Source organism: Streptomyces sp. NPDC058469 (genome assembly GCF_042721125.1).
Taxonomy (GTDB): domain Bacteria; phylum Actinomycetota; class Actinomycetes; order Streptomycetales; family Streptomycetaceae; genus Streptomyces.
This window is the reverse complement of record NZ_JBHXME010000005.1, coordinates 153,205-168,925: the sequence shown is the minus strand read 5'-3', so window position 1 is coordinate 168,925 and position 15,721 is coordinate 153,205. Positions and strand designations below refer to the sequence as shown.

The window sequence follows — 15,721 nt, the reverse complement described above, 5'->3', positions numbered from 1 at the left end:
CCGCACGCCCCGAACCACTCCCGAGCGAGGAGGCCATGCGTAACCCCCGTAGGACCCCGAGAGCCGGCGCCGAGACGCCGCCCGTGCGCGGTCGTCGCGCGCACGCCGGACCACCCGCCGACGAACTCTTCGACGAGCCCCTGGATGCCCTGTCGGAGGACATACCCCCGCGCGCGGGACGATGGCGGATGCGTCCCCGCACCGTACGAGCCAAGATCGTCTGCCTCCTGATGGTGCCGGTCGTCTCCCTGCTCGCCCTGTGGGCGTACGCCACCGTCAGCACCGCCCAGGACGTCTCCCGGCTACGGCAGTTGCAGCGCGTGGACTCCGCGGTGCGCAGCCCCGTCGCGGCCGCCGTCGCGGCGCTGCAGGCCGAGCGGTCGGCCGCAGTGCGCTACGCGACCGACCCCGACGCAGAGCAGAGCGGGGATCTGAAGAAGCTGGCGGCGAGCACGGACCAGGCGGTCGCCCGGTTGCGGCTCGGCGACGCCAACACCGTCGCCGACAGCGAGGAACTGCCGGCCGGAGTCGCCCGCCGCCTGAAGACCTTCGTCACCGGAGCCGAGCAACTGCGCGCGCTGCGGGCCGACGTGCTCGGCCACCGCGCGGGATGGGACGAGACCTACGGGCAGTACACGAAGACCATCACGTCGGCCTTCGCCGTGGGCGGGGCGCTCACCGGAATCCAGGACGCCGACCTCGGATCCGACGCGCGCGTGCTCCTCGAGTTCTCCCGGGCCGGGGAATCGCTGTCCCAGGAGGACGTGATGCTCGCCGGTGCCCGTATCGACGGCAGGCTCGACGGGGAGCGGCTGAGGCTGTTCACCGGCGCCGTCGACACCCGACGCACTCTCACCGACTCCGCCGTCGAGGATCTGCGCGGCTCCGAACGCGCCGCCTGGCAGCACCTCGCCGACACCAGCGCCTACACCGCGGTCGGCACCGTCGAGGACAAGGTCCTCGCCACCAACTCGGGCACCCGGGCGATCGCAGCGGCTCCGGAGACCACCTGGGACAACGCGCACGCACGCGTGCGGGACGGCATGCGTGCCATCGAGTCGGACGCGGGCAGCGGGGTCGCCGACCGCGCCGATCCCTTCACCCGCGGCCTGCTCACCTCCGCCGGTGCCGCGGTCCTGCTCGGTCTCGCCGCCGTCGTCGCGTCGCTCGTCATCTCGGTGCGCATCGGACGCGGCCTCGTCGTCGAACTCGTGAGTCTGCGCAACGACGCCCTGGGGATCGCCCGCCACAAGCTCCCCGAGGCCATGCGGAGACTGCGCGCGGGGGAGGAGATCGACATCAGGGCGGAGGCCCCGCCCGGGTCGCCCGCGGAGGACGAGATCGGACAGGTCGTCGAGGCCCTGAGCACCGTGCACCGCGCGGCTCTGCGGGCCGCCGTCGAACGCGCCGAACTCGCCAGCGGCATCTCCGGAGTCTTCGTCAACCTCGCCCGCCGCAGCCAGGTCCTGGTGCACCGTCAACTCAGCCTTCTGGACAGCATGGAGCGTCGTTCCGAGGACCCGAACGAACTGAGCGACCTGTTCCGCCTCGACCACCTCACCACCCGTATGCGACGGCACGCCGAGAGCCTGATCATCCTCTCCGGAGCGGCACCCGGCCGGGCCTGGCGCATGCCGGTCTCCCTGACCAACGTCGTCCGCGCGGCCGTCTCCGAGGTCGAGGACTACGCGCGCGTGGAGGTACGACAACTCCCCGAGGCGTCCGTCGCCGGCTCCGCCGTCGCCGACCTCACGCACCTCCTCGCCGAGATCGTGGAGAACGCCGCCCAGTTCTCGCCCCCGCACACACGCGTGCGGGTCACCGGAGAACCCGTCGGCAACGGCTACGCCGTCGAGGTCGAGGACCGGGGCCTCGGCATGGGCAAGGAGTCGCTGGGCGACGCCAACCGCCGCATCGAGCAGTCCGAGGCCCTCGACCTCTTCGACAGCGACCGGCTCGGCCTCTTCGTGGTCAGCAGGCTCGCCGCCCGCCACGGCATCAAGGTCCACCTGCGGACCTCGCCCTACGGCGGAACGACGGCGGTCGTCCTGCTGCCGACGGCGCTGCTCCACGGCGGCGCGGCGGAACGTGCTCCACGCGCGGCGGTCGAGGACGGGGAGCGGGCCGCGGAACGCGAGTACGCGCGTGTGCCCGCCGCGCCCGAGCATCAGGAGTCCGTCCCGGCCTCGGCCGACCGGCCCGCTCTGGCGGCCTCCACGCGGGCCGCGGTGGAGTCGGCGCACGACACCCCGCCCCCCGGAGTCACCACCTTGCGACTGCACCGTCCCCCCGAGGACACCGAAGGGACCGACGAGAGCGACGACCTCCCACGCCGCGTACGCCAGGCGCACCTCGCCCCCCAACTCCGCGAACAGCCCACCGCGGAACGGGAACAGGCGTCGGCCGCCCCACGCGACGAGCACCGCACCCCAGAGGCCGTACGGGACCGGATGTCGGCCTACCGCGAAGGCTGGACACGCGGCGGTGGCAGACAACCGGGCCGGGGTGCCACCCCAGGCCCCGCAACGGGCAGCGACAGCAGCGAAGGAGACCCCGCGTGATCCAGGACCCGAGCATGAGGGCCGCCCAGCGGTCCGGCGAACTCGACTGGCTGCTGGACGACTTGGTGCTGCGCGTGAGCGAAGTACGGCATGTCGTGGTGCTGTCCAACGACGGCCTCGCCGTCGGCGCGTCGACCGACCTCAAGCGCGAGGACGCGGAACACCTCGCCGCGGTCGCCTCCGGATTCCACAGCCTGGCCAAGGGTGCCGGGCGGCACTTCGGAGCCGGCGGAGTACGGCAGACCATGGTGGAGATGGACGACGGTTTCCTGTTCGTGGCCGCGGCCGGAAACGGCTCCTGCCTCGCCGTCCTCACCGCCGTCACGGCCGACATAGGCCTGGTGGCGTACGAGATGGCACGGCTGGTCAAGCGCGTCGGCGAGCACCTCTACACGCCGCCGCGCGTCGGTGCGCGGCCGCCCGCCGTCGGATGAGGCGAGAGGGCGATCCGCTCCGATGACCGAGGACACGACCGGCGCCCAGCGCGAGCCGGGCAGCCAGTGGTACGACCAGGAAGCCGGGCCTCTCGTCCGCCCCTATGCCATGACGGGCGGACGTACCAAACCAGGCCCTACGGGGGTGCGCTTCGACCTGATCGCGCTCGTCACGCTGGACACGGGCGCGCCCGACTTCGACGACGACACCGGGCTCGGACCGGAACACCGGGCGCTCATCGACCTGTGCCGCACGGAAACGCAGTCCGTCGCCGAACTCGCCGCCGGAGCGGACCTCCCCCTGGGAGTGGTCCGGGTGCTCCTCGGCGACCTCCTGGAACTCGGCTGCGTCACCGTCAGCCGTCCGGTGCCGCCCGCGCAGCTGCCCGACGAACGGATTCTGCGCGAGGTGATCGAGGGACTACGGGCACTGTGATGACACTTCAGAACCACTCGAACGCGTACGACGCCGACTTGTGCACCCTTTCGCGCACCGAACGGGTGCGAGGCGGTCACATCGGGCAAATAGCGGTCCAACGGCCCAGAAGCAGCCCGCACTTGCCACGATGCACACCTACGGACGTCGAGCGTTGCCGGCACTCCCGAGAGAAGTGATCGATGGTCTCCGAGCACTCCGACGCCGAGGACGGCGAGACGACCGCCCTGGCGTTGAAGATCCTGGTCGCCGGCGGATTCGGCGTGGGCAAGACCACCATGGTGGGCGCGGTCAGCGAGATCAGGCCGCTGCGCACCGAGGAACTGCTCAGCGAGGCCGGTCAGTTGGTGGACGACACCGACGGCGTGGACCAGAAGGTCACGACGACCGTCGCCATGGACTTCGGCCGCATCACCATCAGGTCCGGCCTCTCCCTCTACCTGTTCGGCACACCGGGCCAGGACCGCTTCTGGTTCTTGTGGGACGAGCTGTCGCAGGGGGCCCTGGGGGCCGTGGTCCTCGCGGACACCCGGCGACTCGAGGACTGCTTCCCCGCGGTCGACTACTTCGAGCACCGCCACATCCCGTTCGTGGTGGCCGTCAACTGCTTCACCGGCTCCCGCAGTTACGGCGCCCGGGACGTCTCCCGCGCGCTGGACCTCGACCAGGGAACACCCGTGGTCCTCTGCGACGCCCGTGACCGCGACTCGGGAAAGGAGGTGCTGATCCGGCTCGTCGAGTACGCCGGGCGGGTGCACACCGCCCGGATGCTCGACTCGGTGGGCTGACACGGAGTTTCACTCCGAAATACCCTTCTGCGCCAGGACCTTCTCGACCGTGACGCGGACGAGGAGTTCGCCCGGCACCCCGTTGCGGGCGCCGAACTCCTCGGCGCGCTCCTCGCCCATGTACCGGGCCCCGATCCGGGCGGCCCAGTACCTGAGTTCGTCCGGTTCTTCCGACACTTCGGCGCGTCCTTGGATCACCACGAAGTCGAACGGTGGTCGATCGTCGTCCACGCATAGGGCGACTCGCCCGTCACGGGCCAGATTGCGCCCTTTTACCGTTTCCTTCGCCGTGTTGAACACCACATCGTCTCCGTCCAGCAGGAACCAGATCGGCGCCACATGTGGGCTCCCATCGGCCCGGACGGTCGACAACTTGCCGGTGCGCGTGCCGTGCGAGACGAACGCCCGCCACTCCTCGTCGGTCATCTTCTGTGCCATGCCCCTATCCTCCTTGCCCGGGCGACGGAGGTGGGGAAGGCTGACGAGAGATCCTCCGGCCAGGGGGAGAGGCGACGCGGGGAGGCCGGAACATGGCGCAGAACCAGGGACTGAGCTGGCTGCTGGACGATCTGACCGAGCGAGTCGAGCACGTACGCCACGCACTGGTCCTGTCCAACGACGGACTGGTGACGGGCGCGAGCACGGGACTGCGCCGCGAGGACGCCGAACACCTCGCCGCCGTCTCGTCAGGACTGCACAGCCTGGCCAAGGGATCGGGACGCCACTTCGGCGCGGGCGGGGTGCGGCAGACGATGATCGAGTTCGACGACGCCGTCCTGTTCGTCACCGCCGCGGGCAGCGGCAGCTGTCTGTGCGTCCTCAGCGGCGCGGACGCGGACATCGGCCAGATCGCCTACGAGATGACACTCCTCGTCAACCGCGTCGGCGAACACCTCGGCGTGGACGCTCGACAGCCCGAGCGGACCCCCGTCACAGACCTCTGACCTGCGAGTTCGGCCACCGCCGCAGAGTTATCCACAGGCCTGCCACGAGATCCGCCGGGCAGGTTACGGTTTGTTCATCGCGAGCGCACACAGCGTGAGCATTGGACTCCGCGGGGGAGATCGACCATGGCAGGAAACACCATCACCAAACCGTCCGACCTCTCGTGCACGCCCAGTCGCGCGGCACGAGAACTGGGGCTCAAGCGAGGTGAGTTCGATCTCGCCGTACATCTCGGACGGATCCGCACCGCGCCCGACGAAGGGGGCGGCGGCCGACGCGTCGCCCGCGCCGAGATCGACCGACTGCGCTCGGCGGACGGGTTCCCCGAAACGCTCCTGGAAAGCGTCAGGACCGTGGGCACCACGGACGGTGCGGCCCTCATGGAGGTCACCTCCGCCAGGTTCACCCGCCTCGCCCGGCTGGGACTGGTGGTGCCGGTGACGTTCTACCTCAACCGCTATCGGGCCGTGGTCTGGCTCTATCTCGCCGAAGAACTACGGCAGTTCGCGGCCGACAAGAACCACACCTCGCTGTTGAACGGCCGTACGCCCGAAGGATTGCGGGACCAACTGCAAGAGGGCCTGGATCTACGGCCCCGCAACTGGCGCGGGCGGCATCTCGGGTTCCTGCTCCGCCAGGCCGGCGACCCGTGGGAGCGCGCCGGCGCCCTGGCCGCGCTGCTGGATCCTGTCCAGGTCGCGGAAATCGTCCAGGACCCGTACGAGCGCGCCCACTTGAACCGGTTCCGGCCGGACCCGCCCGCCCACGGGGCTCCCGGCTCGCCCGCCGCCCGCCTCGCCGAGCGGATCATGAGGGCGCAGGACCCGGACGAGATCAGCTGGCTGCGGGCGGATCTGGCCCAGGTGCTTGAGGAGGCACGCAGCCACCGTCCCGCACCCCGGCCGACCGTTGAGCCGGCCGAACAGGCCGGACCACGGCCGTCCGTCGAACCGGCCGCACTGCGACCGACCGCAAAACCGGCTGGACCACCACCGACCGCCGAACTGCCCGGACCTCCGCCGTCCCTGAGCGAGCATCCGCCCGAGTCGGCGCCGGAACCCGAGAGGTCACGCGGCATGTTGGGCTGGCTGCGCCGCAGAAGCGCGTGAGCCGCAGCGCACATCCGTCGGCTACAGCGCTCTGAACAGCCCCTCCTGGACGACCGAGACGAGCAGGCGTCCCTCCAGGTCGTAGATGCGTCCGCGGGCCAGACCGAGGCCGCCCGTCGCGATCGGGGACTCCTGGTCGTACAGGAACCACTCGTCCGCGCGGAACGGCCGGTGGAACCACATGGCGTGGTCCAGTGACGCCATGTCGAAGTTCCGCGGTCCCCACAGGGGTTCGACGGGGATGCGGACGGCGTCCAGGAGCGTCATGTCGCTGGCGTACGTCAGCGCGCAGGTGTGCACCAGCGGATCGTCGCCGAGCGGCCCGACCGCGCGCATCCACACCGCGCTGCGCGGCTCGGCGTCCTTGATCTCCTCGGCGCTCCAGCGCAGCCCGTCCGCGTACCGGATGTCGAAGGGCTGACGGCGCGCCATCCGCTCCAACTGCTCGGGCAGCACGCCCAGATGGGCCCGGACCTCCTCCGACACCGTCGGCAGGGACTCCGGGTCCGGGACCTCGCGGGCCGGCAGCTGATGCTCGAAGGGACCTTGCTCAGGCTTGTGAAAGGAGGCGGTGAGATTGAAGATCGTGCGGCCCTGCTGCACGCCGGTGACCCGACGGGTGGTGAACGACCGCCCGTCCCGCACCCGCTCGACCTGGTACACGATCGGCACGCCCGGCCGGCCCGGACGCAGGAAGTACGCGTGCAGCGAGTGCACGGGCCGGTCGCCCTCCGTGGTGCGCCCCGCGGCGACCAGCGCCTGGCCCGCGACCTGGCCGCCGAAGACCCGCTGCAGTGACTCGTGCGGGCTGCGGCCACGGAAGATGTTGACCTCGATCTGCTCCAGGTCGAGCAGGTCGACGAGCCGCTCTGCCGGGTTCGTCATGGGTGGGATTCTCCTGTGCTCACAGCTGGCCGACGTCGGTGACACGGACGACCGCACGGCCCTCCGTGTCGGAGGCCGCGAGATCGATCTCCGCGCTGATGCCCCAGTCATGATCGCCGTTCGGGTCGGCGAAAATCTGCCGAACGCGCCACAGGTTGTGCTGGGGCTCCTCCTCGATGAGCAGGAGCTTGGGCCCGCGGGCGTCGGGGCCGGTGCCGAGGTCCTCGTACTCGTCCCAGTACTTGTCCATCGCCTCGCCCCAGGCGTCCGCGTCCCAGCCGTTCTCAGCGTCCAGCTCGCCCAGCTCGTTGACATGGTCGAGGGCGGCGAGTTCGACGCGGCGGAACATCGCGTTGCGCACCAGGACCCGGAAGGCGCGCGCGTTCGCGGTGACCGGCTTGACCTGGTCGGCCTTCTCCTGCGCCTCCTCGGCGGTCATCTCCGCCGGGTTGGCCAGCTGCTCCCACTCGTCCAGCAGGCTGGAGTCGACCTGGCGCACCATCTCGCCGAGCCAGGCGATCAGGTCTTGCAGGTCCTCGGACTTGAGGTCGTCCGGGACGGTGTGGTCGAGGGCCTTGAAGGCGCCGGCGAGGTAGCGCAGCACGATGCCCTCGGTGCGGGCCAGCTCGTAGTGGGAGGTCAACTCCGTGAAGGACATAGCCCGTTCGTACATGTCACGGATCACGGACTTCGGCGACAGCGGGTGGTCGCCGACCCACGGGTGGCTCGTGCGGTACGTGTTGTACGCGTGGAAGAGCAACTCCTCCAGCGGCTTGGGGTAACTGACGTCCTGGAGGCGCTCCATGCGGTCCTCGTACTCGACGCCGTCCGCCTTCATCGCCGCGACGGCCTCGCCGCGCGCCTTGTTCTGCTGGGCGGCGAGGATCTGCCGCGGGTCGTCCAGCGTGGACTCGACGACGGACACCATGTCCAGCGCGTACGACGGCGATTCGGGGTCCAGCAACTCGAACGCGGCGAGCGCGAAGGTCGACAGCGGCTGGTTGAGGGCGAAGTCCTGCTGCAGGTCGACGGTGAGGCGCACGATGCGGCCCTCGGCGTCCGGGGTGTCGAGTTTCTCGACGATGCCGCCGTCCAGGAGCGAGCGGTAGATGGCGATCGCGCGCCGGATGTGCCGCAACTGCTGCTTGCGCGGCTCGTGGTTGTCCTCCAGGAGATGCCGCATCGCGTCGAAGGCGTTGCCGGGGCGGGCGATCACCGACAGCAGCATCGTGTGCGTGACCCGGAAGCGGGACGTCAACGGCTCCGGCTCGGAGGTGATGAGCTTCTCGAAGGTGCCTTCCGACCAGCCGACGAAGCCCTCGGGCGCCTTCTTGCGGACGACCTTCCGGCGCTTCTTCGGGTCGTCGCCCGCCTTGGCGAGCGCCTTCTCGTTCTCGACGACGTGCTCGGGGGCCTGCGCGACCACGAGCCCCGCCGTGTCGAAGCCGGCGCGTCCGGCGCGGCCCGCGATCTGGTGGAACTCACGGGCGCGCAGCGTGCGTACCCGGATGCCGTCGTACTTGGCCAGTGCCGTGAACAGCACTGTGCGGATGGGCACGTTGACGCCCACCCCGAGCGTGTCCGTACCGCAGATCACCTTCAGCAGACCCGCCTGCGCGAGCTTCTCCACCAGACGCCGGTACTTGGGCAGCATGCCGGCGTGGTGCACACCGATGCCGTGCCGTACGTAACGGGACAGGTTGCGGCCGAACTTGGTGGTGAAGCGGAAGTTGCCGATCAGCTCGGCGATCTGGTCCTTCTCCTCGCGCGAGCACATGTTGATGCTCATCAGTGCCTGCGCCCGCTCCACGGCCTGCGCCTGGGTGAAGTGCACGATGTAGACCGGCGCCTGCTTGGTCTCCAGCAGCTCGGTCAGCGTCTCGGTGAGCGGGGTCAGCCTGTACTCGTAGGACAGCGGCACCGGCCGGATCGCAGAGCGGACCACCGAAGTGGGGCGCCCGGTGCGGCGGGTGAGGTCCTTCTCGAACATCGCGACGTCGCCGAGCGTGGCCGACATCAGGATGAACTGCGCCTGCGGCAGCTCCAGGATGGGGATCTGCCAGGCCCAGCCGCGGTCCGCCTCCGCGTAGAAGTGGAACTCGTCCATGACGACCTGGCCGACGTCCGCGTGCTTGCCGTCCCTCAGCGCGATCGACGCGAGGACCTCCGCGGTGCAGCAGATGATCGGGGCGTCGGAGTTGACGGACGCGTCGCCGGTCAGCATGCCGACGTTCTCGGTACCGAACATCTTGCACAGCTCGAAGAACTTCTCCGAGACCAGGGCCTTGATCGGGGCGCTGTAGAAGGTGACCTCGTCCCGAGCCAGCGCGGCGAAGTGCGCACCGGCGGCGATCATGCTCTTGCCGGAGCCCGTGGGCGTCGACACGATCACGTTCGCACCGGAGACCACCTCGATCAGCGCCTCCTCCTGATGGGGGTAGAGCGTGAGACCGCGCTCCTTGGCCCACGACTCGAAGGCTTCGTAGAGGGCGTCGGGATCTGCGGTCGGCGGCAACTGGTCGATGAGGGTCACGACCCCATCTTGCCTGGCGTCCCGGCCGATGGGGGAATCGGCTGCGGGGACGAAGATCGCTACCGCTACGCTGTGTCGCCGACAGAGTGTCAGGGCGCCCGAGCAACTGACCGGCGGCGTAAGAGGAATGGGGCGGGGAACGGCCATGATGGGACCAGCACACTCACTGTCGGGAGCGGCGGCCTGGCTCGGCGTAGGAGCCGCGGCCGCTGCCGCCGGGCACCCGATGCCCTGGCCGGTGATCTTGGTCGGCGCCCTGATCTGTGCCGGCGCCGCGCTCGCCCCGGACCTCGACCACAAGGCGGCCACGATCTCCCGGGCCTTCGGACCCGTCTCCAAGGCCTTGTGCGAGATCGTCGACAAGCTCTCGTACGCCGCGTACAAGGGGACCAGGAAGCAGGGCGACCCGCGCCGCTCCGGCGGGCACCGCACCCTCACTCACACCTGGCTGTGGGCGGTCCTGATCGGGGCGGGCAGTTCGGCCGTGGCGATCATGGGTGGCCGCTGGGGGGTGTTGGCGATCCTCTTCGTGCACATGGTGCTGGCCATCGAGGGTCTGCTGTGGCGGGCGGCCCGCGGTTCCAGCAGCGACATCCTGGTGTGGCTGCTGGCGGCGACCAGCGCGTGGATCCTCGCCGGAGTGCTGGACAAGCCTGGCAACGGCTCGAACTGGCTGTTCACGGACGCGCCCCAGCAGTACCTGTGGCTGGGGCTGCCGGTCGTGCTGGGTGCGCTGGTGCACGACATCGGGGACGCGCTGACCGTCTCCGGCTGCCCGATCCTGTGGCCGATCCCGTTGGGCCGCAAGCGCTGGTACCCGATCGGGCCGCCGAAGGTGATGCGGTTCCGCGCGGGCAGCTGGGTCGAGCTCAAGGTGCTGATGCCGGTGTTCATACTCCTCGGGGGAGTGGGCTGCGCGGCGGCGCTCAACGTGATCTGAGGCCCGGCGTCAGTGCCGGCGCCCGCGCCGACGTGGATGGTGGCTCACGCCCCGCCGGAACCCTGGCCCGCCCCGCCGCTGCCGTAGCGCCGCTCGAACTGGGCGATGCGGCCCTCCGAGTCCACCGTCCGCGCCTTACCGGTGTAGAAGGGGTGGCTCTCCGAGGAGATCTCCACGTCCACGACCGGGTAGGTCTCGCCGTCGTCCCACTCGATGGTCCGGTCGCTGGTCGCGGTGGACCGGGTCAGGAAGGCGTATCCGGCGGCGCGGTCCCGGAAGACCACGGGGTGGTAGTCGGGCTGCTTGTCCTGCTGCATGACTGCTCCTCCTGCGGCGGTGGTGCGGTTGACGGCGAAGGGGCGGCGAGGTCAGCCGTAGAGGGAGTCCTCGCCCTCGTCGACGATGTGCATCGCGGCCTCCTCGGCGGAGGCGGCGGCACCGTCGATGCCCACGTCCGTGGCGATCAGGCCGCTCTCCTCGTCCTCGTGTGCTCCTTCGTCGGGTGCCACGAGCCGGCCCGAGCGGGTGTCACCGACCTCGATGTCCAGGAGTTCGCCGTCGGTGTCCTCGGAGTCGCCGATGCCGTCGCCCTCGGACACGGCGAGATCCGGGATCTCCTCGGCGAGGCGCTGGTCGAGCGTCTCGCCGTGCTCGCGCCCAGCGGCCGTCACGTCGTCGCGTTCCACCGCCCAGGGGCGATCGGGTGGGGACCAGCCGCGGTCGAGGGGGTCCTCGACGCCGTCGGCCACCAGGGTGTCCTCCGCGTCGAGCAGACCCGCGTCGTCCTGCACCTCGGATCCGTCGGGCTGGTAGACGTCGTCTCCCCATCCGTCGGCGCTGTTCACGGGTACCTCCAGGTGGTGGGGACCGGCCCGTTCTCACCGCGGTCGGCGGCGGGTCACCGCTGTGCGGGGCACAGGCGGTGCCCGGCACGAACCACATGGTTCCCGGGCACTTCCCGAACCGGTGCCGCTCCCCAGCCTTCCACCCCTTTTCCCCACCGCGCAACGGCACGGACCCGGGCCGGGGAGGGCAAGGCCCTCGTCCACCCCCAGCCTCCTCCCCTCTCACCAGCCCCGGCAGCCTCACCGACGCGAGCTCGGACGGTCCTTCACACACCGATTCAGGGACGCGTCCGATTCCGGCGCGGCACGGCGCCCCTAGAGGGGCGCGGGGAACTGCGCGACCAGCCCCCACCGACCCGCAGGTTCCCGATCAGCCCGCCGACCCGTAGACCCCCACCGACCCGCAGCTCAGTCACCGCTCGACCGGCGGAGCCCCTGTCACCCATGCCAGGACCGCCAAAGCGCCGCGTACGCGCCCTCAGCCGCCACCAACTCGTCGTGGCTGCCGAGTTCACTGATGCGGCCGTTCTCGACGACGGCGATGATGTCCGCGTCGTGGGCGGTGTGCAGCCGGTGGGCGATCGCGACGACCGTGCGGCCGTCGAGGACGCGGGCCAGGGAGCGTTCGAGGTGGCGGGCCGCACGCGGGTCGAGGAGCGAGGTCGCCTCGTCCAGGACCAGCGTGTGCGGGTCGGCCAGCACCAGCCGGGCCAGTGCGATCTGCTGGGCCTGGGCCGGAGTGAGCGCGAGCCCGCCCGAGCCGACCTCGGTGTCCAGGCCGTCGTCCAGTGCCCGCGCCCACCCGTCCGCGTCGACCGCGCCCAGCGCCGCCCACAGCTCGGCGTCCGCCGCGTCGGTCCGGGCGAGCAGGAGGTTGTCGCGCAGGGAGCCCACGAAGACGTGGTGCTCCTGGTTGACGAGGGCCACATGGGAGCGGACGTGTTCCGCGGACATCCGGGAGAGTTCGGCGCCGCCGAGGGTGATCCGGCCGTCCCGGGGCGCGTAGATGCCGGCGAGCAGTCTGCCCAGGGTGGACTTGCCCGCGCCCGAGGGGCCGACCAGGGCCAGTCGGGTGCCGGGCGCGACCTTCAGGGACACCTCGCGGAGCACGTCGACGCCCTCGCGGTAGCCGAAGTGCACCCGGTCCGCGTGCACGTCCCGGCCCTCGGGGGACAGAGCGGCGTCCCCGGCGTCGGGCTCGATGTCGCGGACGCCGACCAGCCGGGCCAGCGAGACCTGGGCGACCTGGAGCTCGTCGTACCAGCGCAGGATCAGGTTCACCGGGTCGACGAGCATCTGCGCGATCAGGGCGCCCGTCGTCAGTTCGCCCACCCCGATCCAGCCCTGCAGGACGAACACCCCGCCGAGCATCAGGACCGAGCAGAGCACCGTGACGTGCGTGGCGTTGATGACCGGGAAGAGCACCGATCGCAGCCAGAGCGTGTAGTTCTCCCAGGCGGTCCACTCCTTGACGCGGCGCTCGGAGAGGGCGATGCGCCGGTCGCTGAGGCGGTGGGCCTCGACGGTGCGGCCGGCGTCCACGGTCTCGGCGAGGGCCGCGGCCACGGCGGCGTACCCGGCGGCCTCGGAGCGGTAGCCGGCCGGTGCGCGCTTGAAGTACCAGCGGCAGCCGATCACCAGCACCGGCACCGCGATCAGCACGGCCGGCGCCAGCGGCGGCACGGTGACGACGAGACCGCCGAGCAGCAGCACCGCCCACACCACGCCGATCGCCAGTTGTGGCACGGCTTCCCGCATCGCGTTGGCGAGCCGGTCGATGTCGGTGGTGATGCGGGACAGGAGGTCGCCGGTGCCCGCCCGTTCCAGGACGCCCGGGGGCAGTCCGACCGACCGTACGAGGAAGTCCTCGCGCAGGTCGGCCAGCATCCGCTCGCCGAGCATCGCGCCACGCAACCGCACCTGCCGGATGAACAGGGCCTGGACGGCGAGTGCGACCACGAACACCCCGATGGTCAGGCCCAGATGGAGTTCCCGCGCTCCGTCCGACACCCGCTCGACGAGATCGCCGAGCAGATAGGGACCCACCATCGAGGCGATCACGGCGACCGTGTTCACGGCGACGAGAAGGAGGAAGGCACGGCGATGCCGGTGGAACAGTTCGGACACGTACGCGCGTACGGTCGCGGGGGCGCCGACCGGCAGGGTGTTCGCCGTGGTCGGGGCCGCCGGGTTGTAGGCCGGGGGCGCCACGCCGATCATGCGCTCTCCTCGATTTCTTCCAGTGCGCTCCGCAGGGCGGCTTCGTCGTCCAGGGCATCGTCGTCGGCCAAGGCATCCCGGAGGGGAGCCTGGTCGTGTTCCGCGGCGCTCCGGAGTGGGGCATCGCGGGATTCCAACTCGCCCCGCAGTGCGGCCTGTTCATCACGCATCGCGGACTCGTCCTCGGTCTCGCGCGTCACCACGGCCCGGTACCGGGGCTCGCTGCGGAGCAGGTCGCGGTGGGCGCCGACCGCCACCACCTCGCCGTCGTGCACCAGCACGACCCGGTCCGCGTGGTCCAGGAGCAGGGGCGAGGAGGTGAACACCACCGTGGTCCGGCCGGTCCTCAACTCCCGTACACCGTCGGCGATCCGGGCCTCGGTGTGGGAGTCGACGGCGGAGGTCGGCTCGTCCAGGACGAGGACCTCCGGGTCCGTGATCAACGACCGCGCCAGGGCGAGCCGTTGGCGCTGGCCGCCGGAGAGGGAGCGTCCGCGTTCGGTGATGCGGGCGTCCATCGGGTCCTCGGTGTCGAGCGACCCCTGCGTGAGCGCCACCAGCACGTCCCCGCACTGCGCGGCGGCCAGGGCCTCCTCCGCGCCGACCGCACCCGAGGCGGGCACGTCGAGCAGCTCACGCAGCGAACCGGACAACAGCACCGGGTCCTTGTCCTGGACGAGGACGGCGGTGCGCGCCGAGTCGAGGGGGAGTTCGTCGAGCGGTACGCCGTCCAGGAGCACGGAGGTGCCCGCCTCGGCGGGGTGTCCGCCGAGGCGGTCCGCCAGCCGCCCGGCCGCGTCGGGGTCGCCGCACACCACGGCGGTGAGCCGGCCGGAGGGAGCGAGCAGACCGGTGTCCGGGTCGTACAGATCCCCGGCGGGCACCTCGGCCGCGCGCGTCCCCACGGTGTCGGTGACCCGCTCCAGGGACAGCACGCGTGCGGCGCGTTTGGCCGAGGGCCGGGAGAAGGAGTACGCCATGGCGATCTCCTCGAAGTGCCGCAGCGGGTAGGACATGATCATCACCGCGCTGTAGACGGTGACCAGTTCGCCCACGGTGATCCGGCCCTGGCGGGCCAGCTGCACGCCGTGCCAGACGATCGCGATCAGCAGCAGACCCGGCATCAGCACCTGGATCGCGGAGATGACCGCCCACATCCGGGCACTGCGCACGGCCGCGTGGCGGACCTCCTGGGAGGCACGGCGGTAGCGGTCGAGGAACAGTTCCTCGCCGCCGATGCCGCGCAGCACCCGCAGTCCGGCGACGGTGTCGGAGGCGAGTTCGGTGGCGCGGCCCGCCTTCTCTCGCTGCACGTCGGCGCGCCGGGTGGCGCGGGGCAGCAGCGGCAGCACGGAGACCGCCAGCACGGGCACGCCCACGGCGACGACGACACCGAGCGCGGGCTCGTACACGAACAGGCCGACGCACACGATGACGATCGTCAGCGCGGCGGCCAGGAAGCGGGACAGCGCCTCCACGAACCAGCCGATCTTCTCGACGTCACCTGTCGACACGGCCACGACCTCACCGGCCGCGACCCGCCGGGTCAGCGCCGAGCCGAGGTGGGCGGCCTGGCGGGCCAGCAGTTGCTGAACGCGGGCGGCGGCCGTGATCCAGTTGGTGACGGCGGCCCGGTGCAGGAAGGTGTCGCCCACGGCGATGCCCGCCCCGCACAGCGCCATCAGCCCGCCGGTCAGGGCCAGCCGACTCCCGGAGCGGTCGACCGCGGCCTGCACGGCGAACCCCACACAGAACGGCAGCGCGGAGACCGACACGAAGTGCAGCAGCCCCCAGGCCAGGGACTTGAACTGTCCACCGAGCTGATTCCGGCCGAGCCACCACAGGAATCGGGGCCCCGAGCGCGCGTCCGGCACACCCGGGTCGGGATACGGAAGGTCTTGAATCTGCATGACGTCCCAGTGGCTCTTGTTCGGGCGGGAAGGGGGAGGAGGGAACCGCGGAGCGCGGCGACGAACCGCGAGCGGAACGCGGCAACAAACCGTGAAAGGTTCGCGTCGCAGCGTG

The 15,721-nt window shown here is 70.9% G+C and carries 14 protein-coding genes; 7 read left to right on the top strand and 7 right to left on the bottom strand.

Annotation, left to right across the window (positions count from 1 at the left end; translation table 11 throughout):
* Positions 1–35 precede the first annotated feature (35 nt).
* The 4 genes from ACFWP5_RS05305 (at position 36) to ACFWP5_RS05290 (ending at position 4,219) form a co-directional block, all read left to right on the top strand.
* Positions 36–2,561 carry a nitrate- and nitrite sensing domain-containing protein gene (locus ACFWP5_RS05305; protein WP_384150488.1) on the top strand — a complete coding sequence of 842 codons (2,526 nt, stop codon included), beginning with the start codon at positions 36–38 and terminating at the stop codon, positions 2,559–2,561.
* On the top strand, positions 2,558–2,995 hold the full coding sequence (locus ACFWP5_RS05300) for a roadblock/LC7 domain-containing protein (protein WP_384150486.1): 438 nt from the start codon (positions 2,558–2,560) through the stop codon (positions 2,993–2,995). The genes ACFWP5_RS05305 and ACFWP5_RS05300 overlap by 4 nt, the downstream gene beginning before the upstream one ends.
* Positions 2,996–3,017: 22 nt before the next feature.
* Positions 3,018–3,431 (top strand): DUF742 domain-containing protein, encoded by a 414-nt coding sequence (locus ACFWP5_RS05295; RefSeq protein WP_384150484.1) that lies wholly within the window; start codon positions 3,018–3,020, stop codon positions 3,429–3,431.
* 182 nt (positions 3,432–3,613) lie between these two features.
* Positions 3,614–4,219 carry an ATP/GTP-binding protein gene (locus tag ACFWP5_RS05290; RefSeq protein WP_384150481.1) on the top strand — a complete coding sequence of 202 codons (606 nt, stop codon included), beginning with the start codon at positions 3,614–3,616 and terminating at the stop codon, positions 4,217–4,219.
* Between the two features lie 9 nt (positions 4,220–4,228).
* On the opposite strand, the gene ACFWP5_RS05285 is transcribed toward ACFWP5_RS05290, so the two are convergent.
* A complete protein-coding gene (locus ACFWP5_RS05285) occupies positions 4,229–4,657 on the bottom strand; it encodes a PPOX class F420-dependent oxidoreductase (protein ID WP_384150478.1) in 429 nt (142 codons plus the stop codon).
* Positions 4,658–4,749: 92 nt separating this feature from the next.
* Here ACFWP5_RS05285 and ACFWP5_RS05280 point away from each other — a divergent pair, with 92 nt between their 5' ends.
* Together ACFWP5_RS05280 and ACFWP5_RS05275 are read left to right on the top strand one after the other, a co-directional pair.
* On the top strand, positions 4,750–5,163 hold the full coding sequence (locus ACFWP5_RS05280; protein ID WP_019062680.1) for a roadblock/LC7 domain-containing protein: 414 nt from the start codon (positions 4,750–4,752) through the stop codon (positions 5,161–5,163).
* Positions 5,164–5,289: 126 nt separating this feature from the next.
* Positions 5,290–6,273, top strand: coding sequence for a DUF6397 family protein (locus tag ACFWP5_RS05275; RefSeq protein WP_384150474.1), 984 nt, complete (start codon positions 5,290–5,292; stop codon positions 6,271–6,273).
* 21 nt (positions 6,274–6,294) lie between these two features.
* On the opposite strand, the gene ACFWP5_RS05270 is transcribed toward ACFWP5_RS05275, so the two are convergent.
* Complete coding sequence (locus tag ACFWP5_RS05270; protein ID WP_384150471.1) at positions 6,295–7,158, bottom strand: acyl-CoA thioesterase; 864 nt, start codon at positions 7,156–7,158, stop codon at positions 6,295–6,297.
* A 19-nt stretch (positions 7,159–7,177) separates the two neighbouring features.
* Positions 7,178–9,691, bottom strand: a complete 2,514-nt coding sequence (locus ACFWP5_RS05265; RefSeq protein ID WP_384150468.1) for a DUF3516 domain-containing protein — start codon at positions 9,689–9,691, stop codon at positions 7,178–7,180.
* Between the two features lie 145 nt (positions 9,692–9,836).
* Here ACFWP5_RS05265 and ACFWP5_RS05260 point away from each other — a divergent pair, with 145 nt between their 5' ends.
* Positions 9,837–10,631, top strand: a complete 795-nt coding sequence (locus ACFWP5_RS05260; protein ID WP_384150465.1) for a metal-dependent hydrolase — start codon at positions 9,837–9,839, stop codon at positions 10,629–10,631.
* Positions 10,632–10,675: 44 nt separating this feature from the next.
* Here the strand turns inward: ACFWP5_RS05260 and ACFWP5_RS05255 are convergent, their stop codons facing one another.
* The 4 genes from ACFWP5_RS05255 to ACFWP5_RS05240 form a co-directional block, all read right to left on the bottom strand.
* Positions 10,676–10,948: a type B 50S ribosomal protein L31 gene (locus ACFWP5_RS05255; RefSeq protein WP_384150462.1), complete on the bottom strand. Its 273-nt coding sequence runs from the start codon at positions 10,946–10,948 to the stop codon at positions 10,676–10,678.
* Positions 10,949–10,999: 51 nt separating this feature from the next.
* A complete protein-coding gene (locus tag ACFWP5_RS05250) occupies positions 11,000–11,476 on the bottom strand; it encodes a DUF5709 domain-containing protein (protein WP_384150459.1) in 477 nt (158 codons plus the stop codon).
* 438 nt (positions 11,477–11,914) lie between these two features.
* Positions 11,915–13,696, bottom strand: a complete 1,782-nt coding sequence (locus ACFWP5_RS05245; protein ID WP_384150455.1) for an ABC transporter ATP-binding protein — start codon at positions 13,694–13,696, stop codon at positions 11,915–11,917.
* Positions 13,693–15,606: an ABC transporter ATP-binding protein gene (locus ACFWP5_RS05240; RefSeq protein WP_384150452.1), complete on the bottom strand. Its 1,914-nt coding sequence runs from the start codon at positions 15,604–15,606 to the stop codon at positions 13,693–13,695. Before ACFWP5_RS05240 ends, ACFWP5_RS05245 begins: the two co-directional genes overlap by 4 nt.
* Positions 15,607–15,721 lie beyond the last annotated feature (115 nt).

Coding starts and splice junctions, on each gene's coding strand:
- ACFWP5_RS05305 (WP_384150488.1), top strand. CDS start 36: ATGCGTAACCCCCGTAGGACCCCGAGAGCCGGCGCCGAGACGCCGCCC.
- ACFWP5_RS05295 (WP_384150484.1), top strand. CDS start 3,018: ATGACCGAGGACACGACCGGCGCCCAGCGCGAGCCGGGCAGCCAGTGG.
- ACFWP5_RS05290 (WP_384150481.1), top strand. CDS start 3,614: ATGGTCTCCGAGCACTCCGACGCCGAGGACGGCGAGACGACCGCCCTG.
- ACFWP5_RS05285 (WP_384150478.1), bottom strand. CDS start 4,657: ATGGCACAGAAGATGACCGACGAGGAGTGGCGGGCGTTCGTCTCGCAC.
- ACFWP5_RS05280 (WP_019062680.1), top strand. CDS start 4,750: ATGGCGCAGAACCAGGGACTGAGCTGGCTGCTGGACGATCTGACCGAG.
- ACFWP5_RS05275 (WP_384150474.1), top strand. CDS start 5,290: ATGGCAGGAAACACCATCACCAAACCGTCCGACCTCTCGTGCACGCCC.
- ACFWP5_RS05270 (WP_384150471.1), bottom strand. CDS start 7,158: ATGACGAACCCGGCAGAGCGGCTCGTCGACCTGCTCGACCTGGAGCAG.
- ACFWP5_RS05260 (WP_384150465.1), top strand. CDS start 9,837: ATGATGGGACCAGCACACTCACTGTCGGGAGCGGCGGCCTGGCTCGGC.
- ACFWP5_RS05255 (WP_384150462.1), bottom strand. CDS start 10,948: ATGCAGCAGGACAAGCAGCCCGACTACCACCCCGTGGTCTTCCGGGAC.
- ACFWP5_RS05245 (WP_384150455.1), bottom strand. CDS start 13,696: ATGATCGGCGTGGCGCCCCCGGCCTACAACCCGGCGGCCCCGACCACG.
- ACFWP5_RS05240 (WP_384150452.1), bottom strand. CDS start 15,606: ATGCAGATTCAAGACCTTCCGTATCCCGACCCGGGTGTGCCGGACGCG.